Raw genomic sequence first — 23,666 nt, 5'->3', positions numbered from 1 at the left:
CTACTTGTTTTACTTGTTCTGCTTATCCATATTCTCCTCTTCCGTTGCGGCTGGAACTACAGGTGCCGCTTCAGTATGAGGCTGCGGTTCCCGGTCCGGCAGCCGGTTGCCGCCTAGCCGCGCCTGTTCAAGATGCGCGGGTTGCCGCCGTTTGATGCTTTTCCGTAACCAGAGCACCAGCGCCACCACGACACCTGCTACCAGCAGGACGGGGAGTGCAGCCGCCAGTACAACAACAAGCCACTGGAACATCACAGACAACGCCTTCATGCTGCTCTTGAGCGCTTCGGAAGCTCGTTCACCCAGCGGCCCCTGGGCATTGGTCTTGGTAAGGGTAAGACTCTTCTCAGTCTGGTAGAGGCGAAGCTCGACTGTAGAGAACGATACGTTCTGATCGATATACCGCATTCTGCCCTTAATCTGTTCGATTTGCTCTTGGATTTCCCCAAGCTGGTTGGCGAACTGGACGAGATCGGCCGGTTTGGTCGCTTTTTTCATAAAATCAATATATTGTGCCTCCATCATTTGCTTCGCCTTAAGGCGTGACTCCAGGTCCACATATTCCTCCGACACATCCTGCCCCTGGATGCTTCTCTGGAGCTTCTCATGCTTAATCTTCTCCAGATTGTTCAGGAACGGAGAGAAGCCTGCCGCAGGCACTTTTAGGATAAAGGTTCCGCCCTGTTCATATTCAGACATATTCTCTGAGAATTCGATAATGTAGCCTCCGGCCAGAGTAACCATATTCCGCACTTCAGTCTGCGCTGCCCCATAGTCGCTTACCTCCATATTGAGGTTCGCCTTGTAGATCAGCTTCTTGTTCAGCCCTGCTACCACATCGGTGCCGGTGAATCCGGCAGAAGCATCTGTCCCTTGCCCACTATCCATCTTGGGGAGTGCCGAATTTCCCCCGCCGCCCTTCACCGCAGCCTGACCATTGTCAGCCATTGCCGTGTTAGCTAGACTATCCTCCTTAGCCTCTACCGCAGCAGGCGCACTTTCCGCTGATCCGTCTGATGCTGCTTCATTTCTGAACGCGCTTTCTGAATTCGCTGCCGAATCTGAATTGCCACTCGACGCGCCGCATCCCGTCAGAACCACGGCTACAACCACTAGATACAATAAGTAATGCAGACCCCATTTTCGCATGCTCATTCCTCCATAAAGTGTAATTGTATACTGCTTACGGTGTTTCAGCTTAGTCGGAGTACGGCCATTATCTCTATCGGTCCGTCCGTTCCGCACTTATCCCTCTTGACGTTCCAAAAGCTGGAAGGTTGCAGCCATTTACGGAAAATAACAAAAAAGACCATTTCGCGATAATTTGTTCTGCGTGGCCTTGTTTGCGTAATGTCTCTGTATTTGTTACAATTACGATGATAAAACGGCAAAAAAACACCAAAAACCCTATTCGCATAGAATAAGGTTATGGCGCTATTCGGACAAGCTCCACCTTGCCCGGGCAGCTGTATTGATTTCTTGCCGATTTATGTTGCCTACTACTACAAGAGGAGGTGAACCCTCATGGCAAAAGACGTATTGTGCGCAGTTAATTCTTGCACCTACTGGGCTGAAGAAAACAAATGCAACGCTGAATCCATCTTCGTTGCTTACCACAGCTCCAAGCAGCCTACACAATCTGAGGAAACAGATTGCAAAACCTTCGAAAGCAAATAATGAATGATTGCAGAATATGAAGGAGCCCTCCACAGGTTCCTTCTTTCTTTTCTCATTCTATCAAGAATGAGAATTATTATCAAGTGTTTCCTGCAAAAATAAAACCACTGCAACCGGAGACTGTACTCTCCCGCTTGCAGTGGTTTTTCTGTGCAACTCTGAGGATTTTAAACGGAACAGCCTCGTCTGTTAACGGGTCGCTGCGCTGTGCTGCTCTCTTACCAGGACCGCGGCCTTCACCATATTGCGCAGTGCGCCTGTGGTCTCTTCCCAGCCCCGTGTCTTCAGTCCGCAGTCGGGATTAATCCAGAACTGCTGGACATCCAGCACGCGCAGCGCACGTTCGATGGCCGAGGTCATCTCCTCTACCACCGGTACACGCGGACTATGGATATCATACACACCCAGTCCAATTCCCTTGTCGTATTCCTGCTCCTCGAAGCTGACGATCAACTCACCATGGCTGCGCGAGGTCTCAATGGAGATGACATCCGCATCCATCGCCGAGATCGAACCGATCATATCATTAAATTCACTGTAGCACATATGCGTATGCACCTGCGTGGTATCCTTGACATGATTCGTGGCGGTACGGAAGGATTTCACCGCCCAGTTCAGGTAATACTCATGATCTCTCGCCTTCAGCGGCAGACCTTCGCGGATCGCCGGCTCATCGACCTGAATCATCTCGATACCAGCCTCCTCGAGCGCGGATACCTCATGACGCAGGGCGAGGGCGATTTGTCCGGCCACCGCTTCCCGGCTGAGATCATCGCGGACAAAGGACCAGTTCAGGATCGTGACCGGTCCGGTCAGCATTCCTTTAACAGGCAGCTTCGTGAGTGACTGGGCATACACGCTCTCCTTCACAGTCATCGGCTCTATAAAGGCAACATCGGCATAGATTACCGGCGGCTTCACGCAGCGTGAGCCATACGACTGAACCCAGCCGCCTGCGGTGAACAGATAGCCGGCCAGCTTCTCGCCGAAGAATTCCACCATATCCGTACGCTCGAACTCTCCGTGTACCAGCACATCCAGACCAAGCTCCTCCTGAAGCGTAATCGCCTCGGCGATCTGCCGCTTGATGAACAAGTCATAACGCTCCTGGTTCCAGACACCCTTGCGCCATTTCAGACGGGCCTGGCGGACTTCAGCCGTCTGCGGGAAGCTGCCGATGGTCGTGGTCGGCAGCAGCGGCAGACGCCACTTCTCCTGCTGAACCTTGACACGCTCGGCGAACGGAAGGCTGCGGTGGTCCGGCAGCTGGGCAAGGGCACGCACCTGCTCCGCTACATCCTCACGCCCGCGCTCCGGTAAGGCACGGAATACGGCCAGCACCTCATGGCTGCGCTCCAGCTCGGCGGCATAACGCTCTCTACCTTCGTTCGCGGCTGCCGCAATCAGAACCAGCTCTGCCAGCTTCTCATTGGCGAACGCCAAGGCATTCTTGACCGCAGCCTTCAGCTTGACCTCACTCTCAACCGTTACAGGCACATGCAGCAGACTTGACGCTGGCTGGAGAATTAACTGTTCCTGAGGCACATAGCTCAGCAGCTTCGCTACCAGCTCCAGCTTGGCATCGGTATCGGCGCGCCAGATGTTGCGTCCGTCCAGGATACCGGCGCCGAGTGTCTTATCCTGCGGCCAGCCCAGGCGTGCAACCGACTCCAGATTCTTGCCGCCGTCATGGACGAAGTCAAGCCCCAGACCTTGCACAGGCAGTGCCAGCAATGCTTCAAGCGGCTCCGCAGCTTCGAAATAAGTCTGCAGCATCAGCTTCAGTCCTGGTACAGCAGCAGCAATCTCATTGTAAATGTTCTGGAGCAGTGCGGTATCCTCAGCCGTTAAGCCGGTAACGATTGCCGGCTCATCGATCTGTACCCAGGCTACTCCTTCAGCCTGTAGCTCCTGAAGCAGCTGTACATACAGCGGGAGGAAGCGTGCGGCAACGGCGGCGATGTCGGCTGCCGGGAAGCCCTTGGACAGCTTCAGGAAGGTATACAGTCCGACTATAACCGGCTTGCCCTCAATGCCTGCCCGCTCTTTGGCGAAGCGGTAGGCGGCCAGCGGCTTATTCGCTGTCAATACCGGGGTCAGGCTGCCGATTTCAGGAACAATGTAATGGTAGTTCGTATTGAACCATTTGGTCATCTCGCAGGCCGGGGCTTCTGCATTGCCGCGCGCCATGGCAAAATACAGATCAAGCGGAATCTCCCCGCCCTTATAACCGTAACGCGCCGGTACGATCCCGAACATGGCGGCGGTATCCAGCACATGGTCATATAAGGTGAAGTCGCCCACCGGGATCAGATCAATTCCGGCCTGCTGCTGGGTCTGCAAGTGCTGAAGCTGGATATCTTCCATCTGTGAGCGGAAGCTCTGCTCATCGATTTTGCCGGCCCAATAAGCCTCCAGTAATTTCTTCCATTCACGGTTCTTGCCGATTCTCGGATATCCGAGGCTGCTTGTCTTGATTCCTGTACTCATTGATGTCCACTCCCCTGTATAATTGTCTGCCCTTATGCCTGCAAGCCTTAATCTGATGCCATCTTACTGCACGCCTCCAGCGCCCCGCAACAGATTCCACGCAATCCGGCTATACAGATTCCCTATAGCAGAACGCCAAAAAAGCTGCACCCTCATAAAGGAGGAGCAGCTTAGACATGGAGTTCCGGCGAAATCAGAACCAGATCAGATAAACCACACCCGCAAGTACAATCCGGTAGATCGCGAAGGGCAGCAGCTTGATCCGGTTAATCAGCTTCAGGAAGAAACGCATCGATACCAGTGCGAATACGAAGGCGCTGATGAACCCGGCAATGAAGAACGGCAGGGCATCCAGCGTAAAATACTGCCAGTTCTTCAGCAGTGAAATCAGGCTCGCCCCGGCCATAATCGGCACCGCCATGATGAAGGTGAAGTCGGCTGCCGCACGGTGGCTCATGCCCAGCAGAACCCCGCCGGATATCGTCGACCCCGACCGCGAAAAACCCGGCCACAGGGAAATGCATTGGATCAATCCGACTGATAGCGCCTGCCTATATGTAATTTGATCCACACTCTCAGTCCGGGTATTCGCAGGCGCAAAACGGTCGGCACAGATCATAAATACGGCTCCTATCACCAGTCCGATCAGCACTGTGGATATCGAGAATAAATGTTCATCAATATAATCCTCGAACAGAAATCCGAATACACCTGCAGGTATCAGCCCTACGATCACCTGGCCCAGCTTCAGCCTGCCTTCTGCCGGAGCCTGCGGCTGACCTTCTGGGACTACAGTCAATTCCTTGCGGCTGAACCTCTTCAGTCCCAGCAGGTCAATGAACCGGTTGCGGAAAATGATGACGACTGCAAGTATGGAGCCCAGCTGAATGACTATCTTGAACGTATTCGCCGTATATTTACCCAGGAACTCCTGCGATTTAAGCCACATATCATCCACGATGATCATATGGCCTGTCGAGGATACCGGAGCAAATTCGGTCAGCCCTTCCACAATGCCCAGGATAATTGCTTTGATAATAGTCAGCAGCTCCATAACTAGCCCCCTAAATTGTTTTCATTATAATAGTTGTAAACTCGCACAGCTATTTCTGAAACTTACAGATACCATGCAATATTGCAGAGTCTAATCCATAACGCTGACTTGACAGACCGGAACGTACACCTTATATTTATATGCATGCGCATGCATTCATTATTTCAACAATTCCATTTACATCAAAGGAGCGAGACCCATGACAAAAGATCTGTTCACCCCCTATGAGTATAAAAGCTTAAAGCTGAAGAACCGGGTTGTCATGCCGCCCATGTGCCAATATTCAGTTACCAATAAAGATGGAATTGCTAACGACTGGCATTACAACCACTATGTCAGCCGTGCCGTCGGCGGTGCCGGACTAATTATTGTCGAGATGGCCGATGTGGAGCCGGATGGCCGGATTACCGATTATGATCTGGGGCTGTGGTCTGATGAACAGATCCCGGCGCTGGCGCGGATTGTGGAAGCCAGTCATGCCCATGGGGCCAAAATTGGAATTCAGGTGGCCCATGCCGGGCGTAAGGCGGAGGATGCCAGCGTCCCTGTCTCCGCTTCCGCTATTCCTTATGACGGCAAGTCCAAAACTCCTCATGCCCTGTCAACAGAAGAAGTTAAAGACATGGTCCAGAAATTCAAACGGGGCGTAGAGCGTGCGGTTCAGGCCGGGTTCGACACCATTGAGCTGCACGGCGCCCATGGCTATCTGATTCACCAGTTCCACTCGCCGCTGACCAATCAGCGGACTGACGAATACGGACAGGATCTGACCTTGTTCGGCCGGGAGGTTATCGCTGCCGCCAAGAGCGTTATGCCTGAGGATATGCCGCTGATCATGCGGATTTCCGCACGGGAATATGTGAAAGGCGGTTATGGCATCCAAGAGGGTCTGGAGATCAGCAGAGCTTATAAGGAAGCCGGGGCCGATATTTTCCATATCAGTTCAGGCGGTGAGGGAGCAGTTGACGCAGAGAATGGACCGGGCAACCATGCAGCCTATCAGTTGCCGCTGGCCAGAACGATCCGCCAGGAGCTGAACGTGCCGGTAATTGCTGTAGGACGGTTGGATGAAGCGCTGCTGGCCAATGCCGTAATCGGCAATGAAGAAGCTGACCTGGTGGCGGTAGGCCGGGGAATGCTGCGGAATCCTTACTGGACACTGGAAGCGGGTGTGACGCTGCGCCAAGACGCAGATGTGCCTAAGCAGTATGCCTTAGGATTCCCGCGTTAAGGACAATTCGTCAGCAGGTTGCCTATGGTGATGGTATACTTATAACAACTACTACTCATTACAGGTATACACCGGGAGGATGGAAGACATGACTAACCCCCCTTCGAATGATCTGATTAACAGCTGGGTATCGCTCTCTCTTATACAGACGAAGGTGGCCGCAGCCCTTGAAGCGAAGCTGACCGAGAACTATGAGCTATCGCTTAAGGAATTCTATGTTCTGCTGTTTCTGTCCGAAGCCCCTGAGAAAAAATTGAAGCTTCAGCAGCTGGAATCAATGGTCGGGCTTAGCCAGAGCGCTGTGTCTCGGCTGGTCAGCCGCTTCGAGGCCAAGGGCTGCGGAGCGCTTGAGCGCAAATCCTGCGAGACAGACCGCAGAAGCATTTATACTTCACTGACTGCCATTGGCCAGGACAAGGTTGACCGGGCGAAGCAGACCGTTAATGAAGTGCTGCAGGAAGCCTTTCCTGTAGACGACACGCAGCTGCTGCTGGAGCAGCTTATCCAGCTGAAGCAATCCTAGACCCGGGCAGCTGCCTGCCGGGGCAACCGCCGTCCCTCCCGAGGGGCGGCGGTTTTTTGTCTGAACCTCCCTCTCTCCCTGAGCATACATCATACTAATACGTAATTAAGAATAGCGGGGTGTATGAATGGTATTCTCTGTTATGCAGCTGGTCGGCGGCCTTATTCTGTCATTAGGCTGGATTCCGCAGATTGTGCAGATCCTCCGGACCCGTTCGGTTGCAGATCTCAGTCTGAAAGCTTACCTGCTGATGCTGCTCGGCATCCTTCTTATGGAGGCATATGCGGTTAACCTGGCGGCGCAAGGGGTCGGATTTGCTTTTCTGATCACCAATTCCTTATCACTAGCCGTTGTAACAACGGTAGTCCTGCTGATTATCCGCTACCGGACCCAAGGGTAACGTTGGTTTTAAAGGCTGCACCTCCGTCCTATCTGCGTTATACTTTCTGTAACAAAAGGATGTGGGAGGTACTGTAAATGAAGCAGAATAAATATGATGATGAGGGTTTCTTTGCGAATTACAGCCAGATGCCCCGCTCTACGGGCGGGCTGGAGGCTGCCGGAGAATGGGAGGTCTTCCGTACCCTGCTGCCTGATCTGACGGGCCAGCGGGTGCTTGATTTGGGCTGCGGCTTCGGCTGGCACTGCCGGTATGCCCGTGAGCAGGGGGCAGATTCCGTTGTAGGCATCGATCTTTCAGAGAATATGCTGGAGCGGGCCAGAGCGATGACTCATGATCCGCAGATTAAATATCAACGGCTGGCGATTGAGGATGCTGCTTTTGGTGCGGATGAATTCGATACCGTTATCAGCTCGCTGGCGATCCACTATATTGAAGATTTCGGCAGCCTCTGCCGCCAGGTCCGGCATTGTCTGAAGCCCGGGGGAGCCTTCGTCTTCTCTGTAGAGCATCCGATCTTCACCGCGCTCGCCGCGCAGGATTGGCATTACAGCCCGGACGGGGAGAAGCAGCACTGGCCCGTCGACAACTATCACTTGGAAGGCGTGCGGCAGGCTGACTTCCTCAATCATGTCGTCATGAAATACCACCGGAATGCTGCTACCTATATCAATACACTGATCCGTTCCGGCTTCACCTTGACCGGGATCTCCGAGCTGCAGCCGACTCCGGATATGCTGGAGCAGAATCCTGCCTGGCAGGAGGAGACCCGGCGTCCGATGTTTCTGCTGCTATCGGCAGTGAAGCGGTAGCTGTTATAGAATATACAGTATTAATGCAGACCAAACAGATATGCGAACTCAGGTGCAGACATGCGCAAAAAAAAGACCAGCCGGACGGTAGTCCGCTGACCTTTTATCATCCCCGTGGTTCACGGAGTTCACATTGCATTATTCACATTCACTGTGCCTTCCTGAGTCTTGGCAAGTGCGGACGGAATCTTAGGTGCCTGAACCAGCTTCCGTCTGCCCAGAGAGGTTGTAAAAGTGATTACATAACCGGCTACAACTACAGCCATCACCGTATACAGCGTTTCTCTTAACGGCATATAGAAGAGGGAAAAAGCCAGAACGATTACATCCATCAGGATAAATACGGTTCCTACCTTAATACCTTTCCATTCACTGATCAGCACGGACAAAATATCGTCCCCGCCGCTCGCCCCGCCGCCCAGCAGGACCATTCCTGCGCCCAGACCTGTCAATACCCCGGACAACAGCGCCGCAACCGGCAAGTTATCCTGCAGGTCAATAACCCAGCCGGAATAGCGTTCCATCAGCCCGTAGAATACCGTGAAGGCCACTACGGATATGAAGGTGTTCACTACGAATGACTTTCCTTTGAAAATGATTGCGATGATGAGTACCGGAATGTCCAAAATCAGGATGCTTAGTGATGGTGAAATCCCCAGTACATACTTGCCGAGCAGCGACAATCCTACGAATCCGCCTTCGGTCAAGTGGTTCTGATAATTAATGTGATAATACGTAAATGCAAGCAATAGTGTTCCGGTCAAAATAATCGCTAACCGGAGCGGCAAACTCATGCCACTGTCTTGTTTCCTCATTACTCGGTCTCCCCTTATCGTATATGGCGGCTAGACGTTCGTGCCGGTCTCTACGAGGGGATGTACGTGAGGAGGTGTTAGTCCTTCGCATACAATACTCCCTTCCCTTCGCAGAAGCGGCTTCGTCAATGAACAACGGTTCGCGCACATTCTACAGGGAAGCTAAGTATAAGACAGATCATAACGTTTCCAAATCGTCCTTTGGGGAATCGTCCTTCGGGGACACATGGTATCCTGATCCTTTCTTTAGTTTGATATGTTCTGAATAGATTATACCACGCGGAAGGGCCACTCTAAACAGTTTCCATCAAAAATAAGCAATCAGCCCTGATTTCTCAGCAGACGGTTGACCGTCTCGCGGCGGACGCCGATCAATTGTCCGATTTCTTCCTGTGTCAGCAGATCTGTAAGCTGTGCGCCATGAGAATATTCGGTCAGCCAGCGGGTCAGCAGAGCCATCCGCTCCCCCGGCGTCCCAACAGTGAGATGATCGAGCCTCGTCTGCATGAACCGCACCTTCTCCTGAAGCAAAAGGGCGATCTCCATCACCTTCTCAGGCTTCTCCCTCAGCTCCCGGTACCATTCTGCAGCCGGAATCAGCTCGACCTCACTTTTCATCATCGCCACTGCGGTTCCATGCGCCTCCTTCGGCGAAATGAGGGAATGATGCGGAACGGTCTCACCAGGATATAACAGGTTGAACAGTACCATGTTCCCGTTCTCATGCAGTCTCGTGACCTTGAACAGTCCGCTCTTCACCTTGAACAGGTTCTGGCCGCCGTCTCCCTGGCGGAATAAGACCTCACCTCTGTGCAGAATCATTTCGCATTCTCCTTTGCCTTCTCTGTATATATATTTTTAATTATACCGAAATAAGACACCAAAATGGAGGGGCAAGCGTAAAACAGCCATTATTCATGAGTTCAACGGTAAAGAAACCGCCCGGGGCAGAGAATGGTCTCTGCTCCCGGGCGGTGTCAGGGAAAGGTAAAATAGGTTATTTCGCTTCAATCGGCTTCTTCCAGAGCCCAAGGATCAGCCCGGAAATCACGGAGCCGATCAGCACAGATAACAGGAACAGCGCGGCATTGCTGGACAGGAAGGCTACGAACACACCGCCATGCGGTGCGGGAACGTTGAGGTTCCACAGCTGGGTAAGTCCGCCGGCTACGGCAGAGCCCAGGATACAGGAGGTAAGCACCCGCAACGGATCAGCCGCAGCGAATGGAATGGCTCCTTCGGTGATGAAGGATAAGCCCAGCACATAGTTGGTTACGCCGGATTTACGTTCGGTCTCCGTGAATTTATTCTTGAAGAATGAGGTGGCCAGAGCAATCGCCAGCGGAGGTACCATCCCTCCGGCCATGACTGCGGCCATCATCATTCCGTTCGTATTGCCACTGGATGTAAACACGCCGATAGCAAAGGTATAAGCTGCTTTGTTGAACGGGCCGCCCATATCAATAGCCATCATCCCGCCAAGCACCAAGCCCAGCAGAATCTTGTTACCGGTGCCCAGATTATTAAGCACATCGGTCAGTCCCCCATTGATCCAGCTGAACAACGGATCGAACAGGAAGAACATAATCGCACCGGTAATCAGCAGGCTGAATACAGGATAGAGCAGAATCGGCTTCAGTCCGTCCAGTGTGCGCGGCAGGCCCGAGAAGGCTCTGCGGAGCATAACCACAACGTAACCGGCCAGGAACCCTGCGGCCAGACCGCCGAGGAAGCCTGAATTGGAGTTAAGGGCCATTAGACCGCCGACCATACCCGGCATCAGTGCAGGCCGGTCGCCGATGCTCATCGCGATAAATCCGGCCAGGATCGGAATGAGGAAGTGGAAGGCCCCGTCACCGCCGCCGATGCTCTGCAGCAGCTTAACCAGCGGGTTGTCGGGGCTGGCCACCTGTTCAATCAGGAAGGAGATCGCCAGCAGAATGCCGCCGCCGACTACGAACGGCAGCATATGCGAGATGCCGTTCATCAGGTCTTTATAGATTTTGCTTCCAATAGAACCGGACTTCACAGGCGCAGAACCTTCTTCACTACGTCCAGAGCTGCGGTAGATAGGTGCATCCCCTGCTACTGCGATCCGGATCAGCTCCTCTGACTTGCGGATACCGTCGCTAACAGGACGCTGGAGCACAGGCTTACCGCTGAAGCGCTCCATCTCCACGTTCTTGTCGGCGGCAATAATGACCCCGCTGGCCCGGGCAATCTCGTCCGGTGTCAGCACATTCTGCGCACCCTCCGAGCCGTTGGTTTCGACGCGGATATTAACGCCCATCTCCTTGGCCTTCTTCTTGAGAGCGTCCTCAGCCATGAAGGTATGAGCGATTCCAGTAGGACATGCCGTTACAGCAACAACGAAGCTCTGTGAATCCGGGTTCCCGGTAATGATCCGTGCCGGTTCAGCTTGCGGTGCGGCAGCCTTCACTTCCGCTGCCTTGGCTTCCGCTTCCGCCTGAGCTTCAGCCTCCGCTTGCTTGGCATCGAATAAAGCAGACACCTCTGCAGGTGTCTTCGCACCCATGAGCTGTTCGATGAATTCGCTTTCAATGAGCAGCCTGGACAGTGCAGCGAGTGTTCGCAGGTGCATATTTCCAGCTCCGTCCGGCGCGGCGATCATGAAGAATATATGGGCCGGTGCTTCATCCAGGGAGGCAAAATCAATTCCGGCGCTGCTCTTCGCAAATACCACCGTTGCTTCCTTAACGGCCTTGGTCTTGGCATGCGGCATGGCAATGCCTCCGCCGATGCCCGTGCTGGACTGGGCTTCACGCTCCAGAATCTTCTCCTTGAACAGCTTCGCATCCGTGATACGGCCGCTGGCCGCGAGACTGGCAATCAGCTCGTCAATGGCCCCTTCCTTCGTGGTAGCCTGCAGCTCCATTATCATCGTTTCCTGTATCATCAAATCTGTAATTTTCATCAAATCTCAACTCCCCGAATGTACTTGAACCTCTTACCTCTGTTATTCATAGCTGAGATATGGCAATAAGCGGACGAAGCTCTTCAATCAATGTCTTGTCTGCCAGATCGTCGGAGAACGCTGTGGCACTTCCTGATGCCACACCGGCACGGAAGGCTTCAAGCACATTCCCTGTCAGCGATAAGGTGCCCACGAATCCGGCAATCATCGAATCTCCCGCACCTACTGAATTTCTCACCTGGCCCTTAGGAGCGCTGGCATGGTAGACCTCTTGCCCTGTAATGAACAATGCGCCTTCTCCAGCCATGGAGACCAGCACATGCTTAGCGCCGCCCGTAAGCAGCTTGCGTCCGTAAGTGATAATCTCCTCCCGGGTGCTGATCTGAACACCGAACAGCTCTGCCAGCTCATGGTGATTCGGCTTGACCAGCAGCGGTCCCTGGGATAAGGCATCCTGCAAGGCCTGCCCGGTTGTATCAATAACGAACTCCGCGCCCTTCTGCTTGCATACTGCAATCAGCCTGCTGTAGAAATCTCCGCCGAGCGAAGGTGGCGTGCTGCCTGACAGGATCACTATGTCACCCGGCTCCAGGGCTTCCAGCTTGTGCAGCAGCGAATCCGTCTCGGTCTCCGTAATGACTGGCCCGGCCCCGTTAATCTCCGTCTCCTGGCCGGCCTTAAGCTTGATATTGATCCGGGTATCGTCCGCAATAGGAACGAAGTCGCGGGATATCCCTTCCTGGCCCAGCCAAGTGTCAATATAGCCGCCGGTAAAGCCGCCAAGAAATCCGGTGGCCGTATTCTCCACGCCGAGCTGCTTCAGAACACGGGATACGTTAATTCCCTTCCCCCCGGGCAGCTTCATATCCCGCTTCATCCGGTTGAGTCCGCCTAATGTTAACTCTTCTACCTCCACGATATAATCGACGGAAGGATTGAGTGTCACCGTATAGATCATCATTCATCCCTCATTTATAATGTTTGTCTTCCCATCCCATCACACCAGTGTATAATCCACATCCAGCTTCTCAAGCTGCCTCCGGAAGCTATCCGGTATCCCGGTGTCCAGAATGCAGTGGTCTATCTCCTGCAAATCTGCAACCTTGCAGAAGGAGATCTGCCCGATCTTGCTATGGTCGGCCAGCAGGATCGTCTGCTTCGCTACAGCGATCATTTTGCGCTTCGTGGCCGCTTCCAGCATATTCGGCGTCGTAATCCCTTCGCGGATATCCAGCCCGTTGGTGCCGAGGAAAGCCTTATCCACCCTCACCATGTCCAGCGAACGTTCGGTCATCGGCCCGACAAAAGCCATAGTGTCCGGCCTTAGCATCCCGCCTGTAATGGACACCTCAATATGCCGGCAATCCTTCAGCTCATTCAGCGCCATGATCGAGTTGGTAATAACCTTGAGATTGCGGAACGGTTTCAGCGCCCGGGCAATCTGCAGGGTGGTGGTACCCCCGTCAAGGAGAATGGCATCGCCATCCTCTATCATCTCCACAGCCTTCCCGGCAATCCGCAGCTTCTCCTCCAGGAACCGGTCTTCCTTGTCCGGAACCGCGGCTTCAAAGTTCACACTCTGCAGGGACACCGCACCGCCATGCGTACGCTTCAGCAGCCGTGCTTCCTCCAGCTCCTTGAGATCCCGGCGGATAGTGGATTCCGAGACGGACAGCTCCTGGCCCAGCTCCTGAACCGAGGCTCTTGTATGCTTCTCGACAAACAGCAGAATCATCCGTTTGCGTTCTTCTTCAAACATGCATCTCACTCCTTAGGATGTGCAGCTACCCGCTGCCGGATTCCTATATATACAGTAACTACTGAATTTAAAGATAAGATGACTGGATTCAAATCACTCGTGACTGATGTTGACCATTTGTGCTCATTTATGATTGTAACAGCGTTTTCATGAACTGTAAAGAGGCTTTCTCTGCTTATTTTTCGCCACTAAATCATGAGTTTAGCCCTGACATTCCTGCCGTATTCACTTCTGCTGCAAGAATTGGAGCAATCCATGCTCATTTCAGCCCGCTACTATATCATCCTGTGCGGCAAATTACCTCCCGATTGCCTATTTCACAATGGCAGCGAGCGACATATTTATATTACATATGGGGAAAAGCGGGTGAACAGGAGATGGCCTATTACAATAACAACGGATATGGCAGCGCGGGCGGTAACGGCGGCAATGGCAGTAGCAGCGGCATTAACGGCCACGGAGGGGCGGGCAGCGAAGGCCCAGTAGAAACCGAGGAGCTCAGTGCAGAGGATTATGCGATTATTGCTGCCGGCTTCGGCGTTCTCGGGGAACTGTTCACTTTTTTCTCTCTGGTAAAAGCCAAGCAGGTAACCCAGGAAACAGGCGGAAAGGTAGGTCCGGTTATCGACCCGGTGCTGTTCGTACAGAACCGCAAAAAAAAAGCAGCCAGACGAAAGTCCCGCCGGCTGCGTTGAACGTTTATTTTGTCCCAACCCATCGCTTACTTCAAAGGAATGGCCTCATGCTTCGCAAATATCCCTTGCACCTTCTCCCTCAGCTCCTCTTCAGGCAGAAGGACAATAACAATAATATGCTCCAGATCAGCATGCTCCGCATACGCCTCCGCGTCCTCTTGCGGAATGCCCATCCCGATCAGGCTGACCGCAAGCCCGTCTGTCTCCAGATCTGCTCCCGCCAGCTTGCGGGCTGCCGGACCTGCTGCGACCGCTGAATCGGCCACCATATCCAGTCCTACCCCGAGTCCGCGGGCTGTGCCGAACAAGCCCTTATTCCCCTGCCCTGCCTCCACATCCCCGATTCCGGCATCCTGGCTGATCATCTCCAGCGTGTTCTTCTGCTTCGTCACGGCTGAGATATGCTTCGCCTTGATCCCGTTCTCCTTCAATTCCCCGATCGCCAGCACCGCATCACTCCGGTGTCCAAAAATCCCCAAAATCAATGTTGGCATGCGGCATCCCTCCTGTTACTGCGATATTACCACCCTGCCTGGCGGTTGAACCTGTCTTGTACCTTGCTGGCAACAGCGGCTCCGGCCGGTCGTGAATCAATCTCTTCTAATTCGGTTATAAAGATACGTATACATAAATATAAACATAACTTAAGAGATAGGGGGGACTGCCTATGCTTCAAAGCAAGTATTTCCGGACTTGCCTGGCCATTATCGCCTTTTTGACGATTCTGTACCTGGGCTCTAAGGTCATTTTTCTGTTCACACCGCTGGTATCTATCATTCAATTGCTGCTTGTACCGATGATGCTGTCGGGCTTCATGTATTATCTGCTGCGGCCGATCGTCAACTATCTGGGCACCAAAAATGTAAACCGCGGGCTGTCCGTGCTGCTGATCTATCTTGTGTTCGCCGGACTGTTCGTCCTATTCTGGGTACTGGTCTGGCCTACACTGCGTGAGCAGATCCAGAACTTCATTGACAATACGCCATATCTGGTCGAGGGTATACAGAATCAGTTCAACAAGCTCCAGAATGATCCGTCGCTCTCCCGCTTCTTCAAGGGTGATACAGATGTGACCACACGCCTGACGGAGTATCTGAACAATGTCATTACCTGGGTAACGAATTCAATGTCTAATCTGATCGCAGTGATCTCCAGTATTGTCGTGGTAATCGCCACCCTGCCGATCATTCTCTACTATATGCTGAAGGACGGCAATAAGCTGTCTCCGATTCTTCAGGGCCTGATCCCGAGAAAGTACCGCAAGGAAGGCCAAGAGATGTTCAAGGATATCGACTCTGCACTCAGCGGCTTCATCGTTACGCGCGTCCTGCTTAATGTGGTGCTTGGCATCTTGCTGTATATCGGATTTTTGCTGATCGGTCTGCCCTATTCCCTGCTGCTCGCCTTGATCTCCATTCCGCTGAATTTCATTCCTTATGTGGGCTCGCTGCTGGCGGCGGTTCCGGTTATTATCGTGGGGTTCATCGAATCGCCTTCACTCGCGATCTGGTCAGCCGTTGTTATTCTGATCGCGCAGCAGATTCAGGATAACGTGCTGTCCCCGGTCATCTACGGCAAGTCGCTGGATGTGCATCCGCTGACCACGGTGCTGCTTGTACTTGTGGGGGGCGACTTCTACGGCCTGATCGGCGTCCTCATTGCGCTTCCGGTCTATATGATTATCAAAATCATCTTCCTGCGCATTTACGAGATCATTGTCGCCGAACGGGTGGATCAACCCGTCCCTGAGCCCGGCGCTCCGCCAGGGATTGAGATCGAGATTGTCAAGGACGATCAGCTATAGTTGGACAAAAAGCCCTCCGGCGCAGATGATCTCCGCGCCGGAGGGCTTTTCAATGTACACACTTGGATGAATCTGGACTTCAGCCCCGGAGCGAACGGACCACGAAGATGTGGTTGCCCTTAGGCAGATTCTGCCCGTCGCGCAGCGTCACAGAGCCTTTGGTATGTGCGATGATCGTCGCATTGAACGCCACCAGCTGGTCTCCTTTCCAGACGGTAACCGCTGATTTGAAATAGACGGCATTATCAAACTGCAGGCGTTCTGTCATAATATATCCGACCGAATGGAGAACCGGGGGCAACGCTCTCTCTTTGGGAGCCAGAGCTTTGATGTATACAATATCGCGGAAAGGGACGGCAATCTCCTGATGCCCGATGACGGCTACCGAAGCTGCAAGATCCCATCTGCGCAGAACGCCTTTCATGATCGTATATGGCTGCTCGCCGCAGTACATAATGACCGGTCTGCCAACCCAATGCTTCATGGCTCCACGCCCTTCCCTGTGCCTGAACTACTTATACCTTCGGTATGGACCAGTCTATGCCCTTAAGCCCATGCTGCTCCAGATACTGGTTGGCCTGAGAGAAGGGGCGGCTGCCGAGAAATCCGCGGTGTGCAGAGAACGGGCTCGGGTGCGGAGACTGGATCACCTTATGTCTGCTGCGGTCCACGACCGCGCCCTTGAGCTGGGCATGACTGCCCCACAGGATGAATACCATCGGTTCTGTCCGCTCGTTCAGCTTCTCCATAATGGCATCCGTGAAGGTCTCCCAGCCCAGACCCTTATGTGAATTCGGCTGGCCCTCGCGTACTGTCAGCACTGCGTTAAGCATCAGCACACCCTCTTCCGCCCAGTGCAGCAGCGATCCGTGACCCGGCACCTCTACACCTAGATCACTATGCAGCTCCGCATAGATATTGCGGAGTGACGGCGGAATCCTTACACCCGGCTCGACCGAGAAGCTAAGGCCATGGGCCTGTCCTGCGCCGTGATACGGGTCCTGTCCAAGAATGACTACCCGGGTCTTACTGTAAGGCGTCAGCTTCAGCGCCGAGAACAGCTTGTCCTTCGGGGGATAGACTGTATACTGCTTGTACTCGCGTGCCAGAGCATAGCGCAATTCCTCAAAGTAAGGCTTCTGTGTCTCTTCCTGAAGCACTTCATCCCAATCGTTGCCAAACATCCTGTTCTCCTCCCAATTCCCCTGCTATTAGTATTGTTTCATTACCTGTTATTAACCAGAATAACAGGAACTTATTTGCGGCCATAGTCCGCTTTGATCTCGCCCCATGACTTCGTCTGCCATTTCAGCACCTTATTGTCATAGGTATGGCTCCGCAGCCAGCTCTCCGCCCGGTCAATCAGCTGCCAGATCTCCTCTGTGGAGGAATCCCGCGGCAAGGTCGTGGCCACCTTTTTCTGCTTGACCCATTTCATTGCATTGACAGAATCACTGTAGACCGTCTTGCTGCTGCCTTCCTTCTTAAGCAGAGCCAGCGCATGCACAATCGCAAGGAACTCTCCAAGGTTATTAGTCCCTTTGCGGATCGGGCCGCAGGAGAAGATCACATCCCCGGTCTGGGTATCCACGCCTTTGTATTCGACCGGTCCGGGATTGCCCCGGGTGCCTACATCCACGGAGATGCTGTCATAATCGATCTCCTCAGACGTCTCCACGCCAGCACTTCGGCTCCAAGACTTGCCTGACTTGCTTGTACCGGACGTCCCTGAAGCTGCCGCACCCGTTCCCCAGTTGCCCTTCCAGCCTGCCTTGTAGGCTGTCTCAGCAGCCGCCTTGCTCTCATAGGACTTATATTTCGCTCCGGTGTAATGATCCGTCTGCGCTTGGCATTCCGCCCATGTATTGTAGACTCCAGGCTTCTTACCTTCCCATACTACGTAGTATTTCTGCTTCGCCATTCCTGTTGCTCCCTCCTGCCGGTGTAACCTTAATCCAGATTCATATTGTAATGCATCCCGCGTTCATATTGAAGCCCGAATACACTCGAACGCCTGCTGATCCCGAATATATATTGGATAATTACCGGCAGGCGCGTTCATACTAATACGGCAGCTTAGTCCAGCACAGCAAGCGTAGTATCGGCAATGGTCTGGAGCTTGCTTGTATCCTGTGTTGCCTTGACCATAACCCGCAGACCTACCAGGGCATTATGCAGATAAGCAGCAAGCGCCGGGGCCGCATGCCGGGAGGATAGCTCTCCTGTCTCGTGACCGTGCAGGATTAGCCTCTCAATTAATCTCTCTGTATTCAAAAAAGCCTCATTCGCCCGGCCGGCAGCTTCCGGATCATGACCCGACAGCTCCACTGCCGTATTCACCAGCATGCAGCCCTTCGGCTCCTCTTCACTTCTGTGAATTGTGGCTTCGAATAATAGGCGGATAGCTGCCTTGGCGGAGGTGATACCCTCGATCCGGCTCTCCATCCGGGAGCTTATAAGGGATGCATAGCGCTCCAGCGCTTTTATATATAAGGTATGCTTGTCTCCAAAGGTGTCATACATGCTTCGCTTATGAATTCCCATACCGGTTACAAGATCCTGCATGGAGGTCTTCTCATAGCCCTGCTGCCAGAAAATCGTCATTGCCTTGAGCAATACATCATCAATGTCAAACTCTTTGCTTCGTGCCATGATCATGCTCCTTTCGCGGTCTATTTTACCATTTATAGAACGATCGGTAAATATTATTGTAGCAGTGTTAATTAAATCACATCCATTCCGCACCAATCATTCTATATTAATTTTAAGGAAAATCACATCAGCATTTCACACCCAAGGAGGTTATCACATGAGAAAAATCGCATTAATACTTGCGGCATTCACCCTGACCCTGCTCATCGGATGCGGCAACGCAAACAAAAATGCAGGCAACACTGGCACAGCAGCGAACACGGGCAATACGGCGGCTACGGCTGCGCCGGATGCAGTCACTTCGGCTTCGGTAGTCGATAACGGGGAAGCGTTCAAGAAGGCGATCAGCAAAGACGGCACCTGGATTGCGGCTACGCTGAAGGACCTGAGCTTCTCCGAGGAGCTTGTGCTCGACGGACAATTCATTCATAAGGAAGAGCCTGCCCGCAAAATCGCGCTCTATACCCAGGATGCTGATCACAACATCACGAACTCCTTCAAGCTCACCGCTCCGAAATTGACGATCCGCAGTGAGAATGCCCGGATTCAGGGAGGGACGTTTGTGGGTGATGTCTATGTGGAGGCTGACGGCTTCGCCGTCGTGAATGCCACCATTGAAGGCAATGTCTATTTCTCCGATGACAAATACCAGGCTACCTATTCCGCAGCAGATCAAGGGAAGGTAACCGGCGTCACTGAAGTGAAAAAATAATGCGGCAGGGTGCGGGGTGTTTCTTCGGGCAATCAGCCGGGGAGAACACCCTCTTTTTGCATTGTTACCCTGGAAAAGAGGTGCTGGCCTAATGAAATTCATCCGTAAATATGCTATCCTTCCTCTTCTGCTCCTGATGCTCTCCTCCTGCAACGGACAGGATGCGGCCGAGACAGAGCCGCAATACCGGATTCAGTCCGGTCATGATCTGAGTATCCTGACAACGAGCGATACCCATTATTTAGCGCAGGAGCTTAGAGATCTCGGGCCTGCCTTCCAGCAGTTTCTGGCTGCCGGTGACGGCAAGCAGCTCGGCTACAGCAAGGAGATGATGGAGGCTCTGGGCTATGATATCGGAATCCGCAAGCCGGATGTGGTGATTATCAGCGGAGATCTGAGCAACAACGGGGAAGAAGCCAGCCATAAGGAGCTGGCCGGACATCTGAAGCGCATTGAACAAGACACCGGAACCCGGATCTATGTGATCCCGGGCAATCATGATATCCGGAATCCCTGGGCCCGGAGCTTCCGCGATAAGCGCCAATACGCCACAGATTCCGTGAGCGCCACAGAATTCCGCAAAATCTATGGCAGCTTCGGCTATGATGAAGCCCTGCTGAGGGACGAGGATTCGCTCAGCTATCTGGCTGCCCCGTCGGAGGAGCTATGGCTGCTCATGCTGGATACTGCACAGTACGGGGACAATAAAGCGCTGGGCCATCCCCAGCTGGAGGGCCGGATCAGTGACCGGACCCTGGAATGGATCGCCGCCTGCGGCGCGAAGGCCGCTGCCGCAGGCGCGCAGCTCGTGACAGTCATGCATCACAGCCTGCTGGACCACAGTGAATTCATTCAGGAGGGCTTCACTGTAGAAGACCATGCCAAGGTTACAGATGCCTTGATGAAGAGCGGCGTGCAGACGGTTCTCAGCGGGCATATACACATTCAGGATATCAGTGAATACAGTCATGACGGGGAGCGCATCTATGACATCGCCAGCAGTGCTTTATCCGTTTATCCCCATCAATATGGAATCTTAACCTATTCCTCTGCCCGTCAGAGTCTGGATTACAGCACTGCAAGATTAGGGATGGATCAATGGGCAGCCGCCACCGGCAATACCGATCCGAACCTGCTGGGCTTCAGGGCTTACAGTGAAGCGAGTTTCCGCAAGCGGTCTGCCACCCGGAGTTATTCCCGTCTGGCTGAAGACCCCGCCTACGCCCGTTATACGGAGGCTGAGCTGAAGCAAATGGCTGACGTTGTCGGAAGGTTGAACGAGAACTACTTCGCAGGCTCTGCAAGTACGGGCAACGCTGCCGTGACCGCTACAGAAGGCTACCGGCTCTGGCAGGACGCCCCGGCAAGCTGGACGAGAAGCTATGTTCTGAAGATGGCCTTGCAGCAGCCGAAGAACAATCATGAGCTGCATGTCCAGTCTCCTCAGCAGTGATGTTTGAATAACTGGAAAAAGGTGTAAGATAGACAAGTATGCTTACACCTTTTGCTGAGGAGATGATGATCACCATGTTCACACGTATGGATGAGATTATGATTGAAATCCCGGACGTCGAGAAACCGGATCCTAATGCCGCAGCAGCCGTACAAGAGCTGCTCGGGGGCAAGTTCGGTGAAATGTCAACACTTAATAACTACTTGTACCAGTCCTTCAACTTCCGCTCCAAGGACAAGCTGAAGCCCTTCTACGACCTGGTGATGAGTATTACCGCCGAGGAGCTGGGCCATGTTGAACTGGTCTCCCACGCCGTGAACAAATGTCTTAGAGGTTCCACGGCCTATAAGAAACCCGATTCCACGCCTCTGGGGGATGTCAAAGACGCACGGCTGTCTTATCATTTCCTGGCAGGCGCACAAGGGGCCATGCCGTTCGATTCCATGGGCAATCCGTGGACCGGAGCCAATGTGTTCAACAGCGGTAATTTGGTTGAGGATCTGCTGCATAACTTCTTCCTAGAGTGTGGAGCCAGAACCCATAAAATGAAGGTCTACGAAATGACCGACCACCCTGCCGCCCGGGCGGTAGTCGGCTTCCTGCTTGTCCGTGGAGGTGTTCACGTAGTTGCTTATGCCAAGGCCCTGGAGATTGCCACAGGTGTCAATGTCACCAAGCTCGTGCCGATTCCTTCGCTGGACAATAAAGCATTCAACGAAGCCAGGAAGTATGAGGAAAAAGGTGTCCATACGAAGCTCTACACCTGGAGCGATAAGGATTTCAACTCGATTGACCAGATCTGGAAGGGCACGCACCCTGAGGACGGGCTTCCACTGGAGGTCATTCAGGGTGTACCGAAAGGCTTCCCTATCCCCGAAGCCCCGGAATCGAAGGAAGAATTCGCACCGGGCATCTCTGCCGAGGAATTCAAGGAGATTGCCAAACGGCTGAAAATGGCCGGGAATATTCACGACTAGCAGCCAGATCCAAGCCTATCCTAGCGAATAATAGCACCTATAAAGAAGCGGATGTCCCGGAAGCCATGAACTGGCTGCCGGAACATCCGCTTTGTTTGGGTATGGAGACTTGTATGATCTCCGCCTTATAACTCAGGCTCAAGCAGTAGTAGGGTATCGGCCACAGCCCGCCCATTCACAAGCAGCATAATCGTATGCTCACCGGGATAGTGCTTGCGTGTCGTCAGGTTGGCCCAGCGGTGGGTCCGGGTGCCGGAGAGTCTGGTGCCGCCGGGCACGGTTTTGTCGGATAGCAGAAACAGCTTGCGCGAGGTCTTACCGCCGGCCTTGACGAAGTTGATCCCATATTCAATACGGATGCGTACCGGACCGCCCTCCCGGATCGTCAGAGCGTATTGAAGCTCACAGTGCTCCCCGATCCGCAGTACAGCCGGGTCAGCAGCCAATGCAGCCGAGCTGACCAGCGGGGTGCCGCTCTCCTCCGGAGCATATCCGAACAGCTCCATGATCTCAGGGTCGGCCTTGCGGATCAGCGAGCGGCAGCCATGCCGCACAATCCAGTCTGTGTTCACGTTACTGCCCAGCCAGCGGCGGGCGGTGGCTATGACGATATCGGGGTGATCCTTCGCGATATCGTTCAGGTTGTTGGCTACACTTTTGCGCACATAGAGTGACGGGTCAGCCTTTAGCTTCTCCAGCAGCGGCAACAGCGGAGACGGGTCGCGCTTGAACACCGGCAGTGCCTGGCCCCAGGGCAGACGGGGACGGCTGCCCTCGCTGGCAAGCCGCCGCACATGCTCCCCCGGATGCTCCGCCCAGATCAGCATCTGCTCCATCATCCGCTGCGGATCACGCAGCAGGAACGGCCTGACGGCAAATTCCGCCGAGGACCTCTGGGTGAACCGCTCCAGCGCCTCCATCGACAGTTCCCAGTGCTCCCCGCTTCCGCCATACACCTCCACGAAATCCGGGAAGATCAGATACGGAAAGCCGACACAGTCCTTATCTATCGCATACAATATCTTCAGCGCTTCCTCATAGGCCGGGGGCAGGCAGCTGCCCAGCGTCTCTGTAATCCGCCGCATCCGCGCCTTCAGCTCCAGCTCCTCCCACGGCTCCTTCATCGCCTCCGCAACGAAGCGGCCTAGCTCGAACGAACCGTAGACGGCTTTAATTTTCATTCCCAGACTGTGCAGGAATTCTTGGTTGTACATTGCTTTCAGGGGTTCGGCCATTCTTGAATTCCTCCTGCTGATGTAATGGGATTCTCTTATGATGAGAGCATACCATACGAACCGGACAACCCTGTGTCAACTTTCAGCTGGATATATATACACAAAGTTTAGCCTATGTTCAAATCCGGCAGCCTGTCGTACAATAAGATTTAAGTTTTTTCCCGCTGACGATGAACTTATTCAATGAAAGGACTGGGACTTTTGCCACAGACACTTGTTAAAAATATTGATTTTTTCGTAGCCGCACTGTCACAGACCTTCGTATCCGCCCTCCAGCTTGACCCTGACGGAATGTACTCCCAGGTAGGCAGCGGAGTCGTTGAGAAATTCTCTGAGGAGTATGTCCGGCTGAAAAGATTCGACGGCACCACCTCACATTACGCCCGCGACATTACGAAATTCCAGCACAACCATGCCTGAGAAGGCTTCGGGTTTATCAACT

General features: G+C 53.5%; 25 protein-coding genes. 11 read left to right on the top strand and 14 right to left on the bottom strand.

What is annotated here, in order from left to right:
• Nucleotides 1–9: 9 nt before the first annotated feature.
• Complete coding sequence (locus NST04_RS14420; protein ID WP_341184809.1) at nt 10–1,149, bottom strand: DUF4349 domain-containing protein; 1,140 nt, start codon at nt 1,147–1,149, stop codon at nt 10–12.
• Between the two features lie 375 nt (nt 1,150–1,524).
• Between NST04_RS14420 and NST04_RS14415 the strand changes: the two genes are divergently transcribed.
• Nucleotides 1,525–1,677 carry a DUF1540 domain-containing protein gene (locus NST04_RS14415; protein WP_076079942.1) on the top strand — a complete coding sequence of 51 codons (153 nt, stop codon included), beginning with the start codon at nt 1,525–1,527 and terminating at the stop codon, nt 1,675–1,677.
• Nucleotides 1,678–1,866: 189 nt separating this feature from the next.
• On the opposite strand, the gene metE is transcribed toward NST04_RS14415, so the two are convergent.
• Nucleotides 1,867–4,167, bottom strand: coding sequence for a 5-methyltetrahydropteroyltriglutamate--homocysteine S-methyltransferase (metE, locus tag NST04_RS14410; protein WP_341184808.1), 2,301 nt, complete (start codon nt 4,165–4,167; stop codon nt 1,867–1,869).
• Nucleotides 4,168–4,360: 193 nt separating this feature from the next.
• Entirely contained in the window at nt 4,361–5,221 is an 861-nt protein-coding gene (locus NST04_RS14405; protein WP_341184807.1) for an undecaprenyl-diphosphate phosphatase, read from the bottom strand.
• Between the two features lie 199 nt (nt 5,222–5,420).
• Here NST04_RS14405 and NST04_RS14400 point away from each other — a divergent pair, with 199 nt between their 5' ends.
• The 4 genes from NST04_RS14400 (at nt 5,421) to NST04_RS14385 (ending at nt 8,187) form a co-directional block, all read left to right on the top strand.
• Nucleotides 5,421–6,452, top strand: a complete 1,032-nt coding sequence (locus NST04_RS14400; protein WP_341184806.1) for an NADH:flavin oxidoreductase/NADH oxidase — start codon at nt 5,421–5,423, stop codon at nt 6,450–6,452.
• Nucleotides 6,453–6,540: 88 nt separating this feature from the next.
• On the top strand, nt 6,541–6,975 hold the full coding sequence (locus NST04_RS14395; RefSeq protein WP_341184805.1) for a MarR family winged helix-turn-helix transcriptional regulator: 435 nt from the start codon (nt 6,541–6,543) through the stop codon (nt 6,973–6,975).
• Nucleotides 6,976–7,102: 127 nt separating this feature from the next.
• On the top strand, nt 7,103–7,375 hold the full coding sequence (locus tag NST04_RS14390) for a PQ-loop domain-containing transporter (protein ID WP_341184804.1): 273 nt from the start codon (nt 7,103–7,105) through the stop codon (nt 7,373–7,375).
• 77 nt (nt 7,376–7,452) lie between these two features.
• Complete coding sequence (locus tag NST04_RS14385) at nt 7,453–8,187, top strand: class I SAM-dependent methyltransferase (RefSeq protein WP_341184803.1); 735 nt, start codon at nt 7,453–7,455, stop codon at nt 8,185–8,187.
• 128 nt (nt 8,188–8,315) lie between these two features.
• Here the strand turns inward: NST04_RS14385 and NST04_RS14380 are convergent, their stop codons facing one another.
• The 5 genes from NST04_RS14380 to NST04_RS14360 all read right to left on the bottom strand — a co-directional run bounded on the left by NST04_RS14380 (nt 8,316) and on the right by NST04_RS14360 (nt 13,696).
• Complete coding sequence (locus NST04_RS14380) at nt 8,316–9,002, bottom strand: YitT family protein (RefSeq protein ID WP_036698508.1); 687 nt, start codon at nt 9,000–9,002, stop codon at nt 8,316–8,318.
• Nucleotides 9,003–9,323: 321 nt separating this feature from the next.
• Nucleotides 9,324–9,824: a Crp/Fnr family transcriptional regulator gene (locus tag NST04_RS14375; protein WP_341018027.1), complete on the bottom strand. Its 501-nt coding sequence runs from the start codon at nt 9,822–9,824 to the stop codon at nt 9,324–9,326.
• Nucleotides 9,825–9,999: 175 nt separating this feature from the next.
• Nucleotides 10,000–11,937, bottom strand: coding sequence for a PTS fructose transporter subunit IIABC (locus NST04_RS14370; RefSeq protein WP_341184802.1), 1,938 nt, complete (start codon nt 11,935–11,937; stop codon nt 10,000–10,002).
• 46 nt (nt 11,938–11,983) lie between these two features.
• Nucleotides 11,984–12,895, bottom strand: coding sequence for a 1-phosphofructokinase (pfkB, locus tag NST04_RS14365; protein ID WP_341185251.1), 912 nt, complete (start codon nt 12,893–12,895; stop codon nt 11,984–11,986).
• 39 nt (nt 12,896–12,934) lie between these two features.
• Nucleotides 12,935–13,696: a DeoR/GlpR family DNA-binding transcription regulator gene (locus NST04_RS14360; RefSeq protein WP_341184801.1), complete on the bottom strand. Its 762-nt coding sequence runs from the start codon at nt 13,694–13,696 to the stop codon at nt 12,935–12,937.
• Between the two features lie 377 nt (nt 13,697–14,073).
• On the opposite strand from NST04_RS14360, the gene NST04_RS14355 reads away from it, so the two are divergent.
• Entirely contained in the window at nt 14,074–14,391 is a 318-nt protein-coding gene (locus NST04_RS14355) for a hypothetical protein (RefSeq protein ID WP_341184800.1), read from the top strand.
• 26 nt (nt 14,392–14,417) lie between these two features.
• Here the strand turns inward: NST04_RS14355 and NST04_RS14350 are convergent, their stop codons facing one another.
• Nucleotides 14,418–14,885, bottom strand: coding sequence for a general stress protein (locus tag NST04_RS14350; protein ID WP_341184799.1), 468 nt, complete (start codon nt 14,883–14,885; stop codon nt 14,418–14,420).
• Between the two features lie 173 nt (nt 14,886–15,058).
• Between NST04_RS14350 and NST04_RS14345 the strand changes: the two genes are divergently transcribed.
• A complete protein-coding gene (locus NST04_RS14345; protein WP_341184798.1) occupies nt 15,059–16,195 on the top strand; it encodes an AI-2E family transporter in 1,137 nt (378 codons plus the stop codon).
• Between the two features lie 79 nt (nt 16,196–16,274).
• On the opposite strand, the gene NST04_RS14340 is transcribed toward NST04_RS14345, so the two are convergent.
• The 4 genes from NST04_RS14340 to NST04_RS14325 form a co-directional block, all read right to left on the bottom strand.
• Nucleotides 16,275–16,679 carry a hypothetical protein gene (locus tag NST04_RS14340; RefSeq protein ID WP_341018019.1) on the bottom strand — a complete coding sequence of 135 codons (405 nt, stop codon included), beginning with the start codon at nt 16,677–16,679 and terminating at the stop codon, nt 16,275–16,277.
• A 31-nt stretch (nt 16,680–16,710) separates the two neighbouring features.
• Nucleotides 16,711–17,379 (bottom strand): uracil-DNA glycosylase, encoded by a 669-nt coding sequence (ung, locus tag NST04_RS14335; RefSeq protein WP_339219046.1) that lies wholly within the window; start codon nt 17,377–17,379, stop codon nt 16,711–16,713.
• A 71-nt stretch (nt 17,380–17,450) separates the two neighbouring features.
• The gene (gene rnhA, locus NST04_RS14330; protein ID WP_341184797.1) at nt 17,451–18,116 is read right to left on the bottom strand and encodes a ribonuclease H; all 666 of its coding nucleotides are present in this window, start codon (nt 18,114–18,116) and stop codon (nt 17,451–17,453) included.
• 155 nt (nt 18,117–18,271) lie between these two features.
• Complete coding sequence (locus NST04_RS14325) at nt 18,272–18,847, bottom strand: TetR/AcrR family transcriptional regulator (RefSeq protein WP_341184796.1); 576 nt, start codon at nt 18,845–18,847, stop codon at nt 18,272–18,274.
• 157 nt (nt 18,848–19,004) lie between these two features.
• On the opposite strand from NST04_RS14325, the gene NST04_RS14320 reads away from it, so the two are divergent.
• From NST04_RS14320 to NST04_RS14310, 3 genes are all read left to right on the top strand, one after another.
• Nucleotides 19,005–19,559, top strand: a complete 555-nt coding sequence (locus tag NST04_RS14320) for a hypothetical protein (protein ID WP_341184795.1) — start codon at nt 19,005–19,007, stop codon at nt 19,557–19,559.
• 91 nt (nt 19,560–19,650) lie between these two features.
• Nucleotides 19,651–21,012: a metallophosphoesterase gene (locus tag NST04_RS14315; protein ID WP_341184794.1), complete on the top strand. Its 1,362-nt coding sequence runs from the start codon at nt 19,651–19,653 to the stop codon at nt 21,010–21,012.
• A gap of 74 nt (nt 21,013–21,086) precedes the next feature.
• Complete coding sequence (locus NST04_RS14310; protein ID WP_341185250.1) at nt 21,087–21,989, top strand: manganese catalase family protein; 903 nt, start codon at nt 21,087–21,089, stop codon at nt 21,987–21,989.
• Nucleotides 21,990–22,114: 125 nt separating this feature from the next.
• On the opposite strand, the gene NST04_RS14305 is transcribed toward NST04_RS14310, so the two are convergent.
• The gene (locus NST04_RS14305; protein ID WP_341184793.1) at nt 22,115–23,224 is read right to left on the bottom strand and encodes a hypothetical protein; all 1,110 of its coding nucleotides are present in this window, start codon (nt 23,222–23,224) and stop codon (nt 22,115–22,117) included.
• A 201-nt stretch (nt 23,225–23,425) separates the two neighbouring features.
• On the opposite strand from NST04_RS14305, the gene NST04_RS14300 reads away from it, so the two are divergent.
• On the top strand, nt 23,426–23,644 hold the full coding sequence (locus tag NST04_RS14300) for a hypothetical protein (protein ID WP_341018011.1): 219 nt from the start codon (nt 23,426–23,428) through the stop codon (nt 23,642–23,644).
• The last annotated feature ends 22 nt before the right edge of the window (nt 23,645–23,666 follow it).

Source organism: Paenibacillus sp. FSL H7-0756, assembly GCF_038006765.1.
Classification (GTDB): Bacteria; Bacillota; Bacilli; order Paenibacillales; family Paenibacillaceae; genus Paenibacillus_AQ.
The sequence above is the reverse complement of the archived record's forward strand: the minus strand, read 5'-3'. Positions and strand labels throughout refer to the sequence as shown.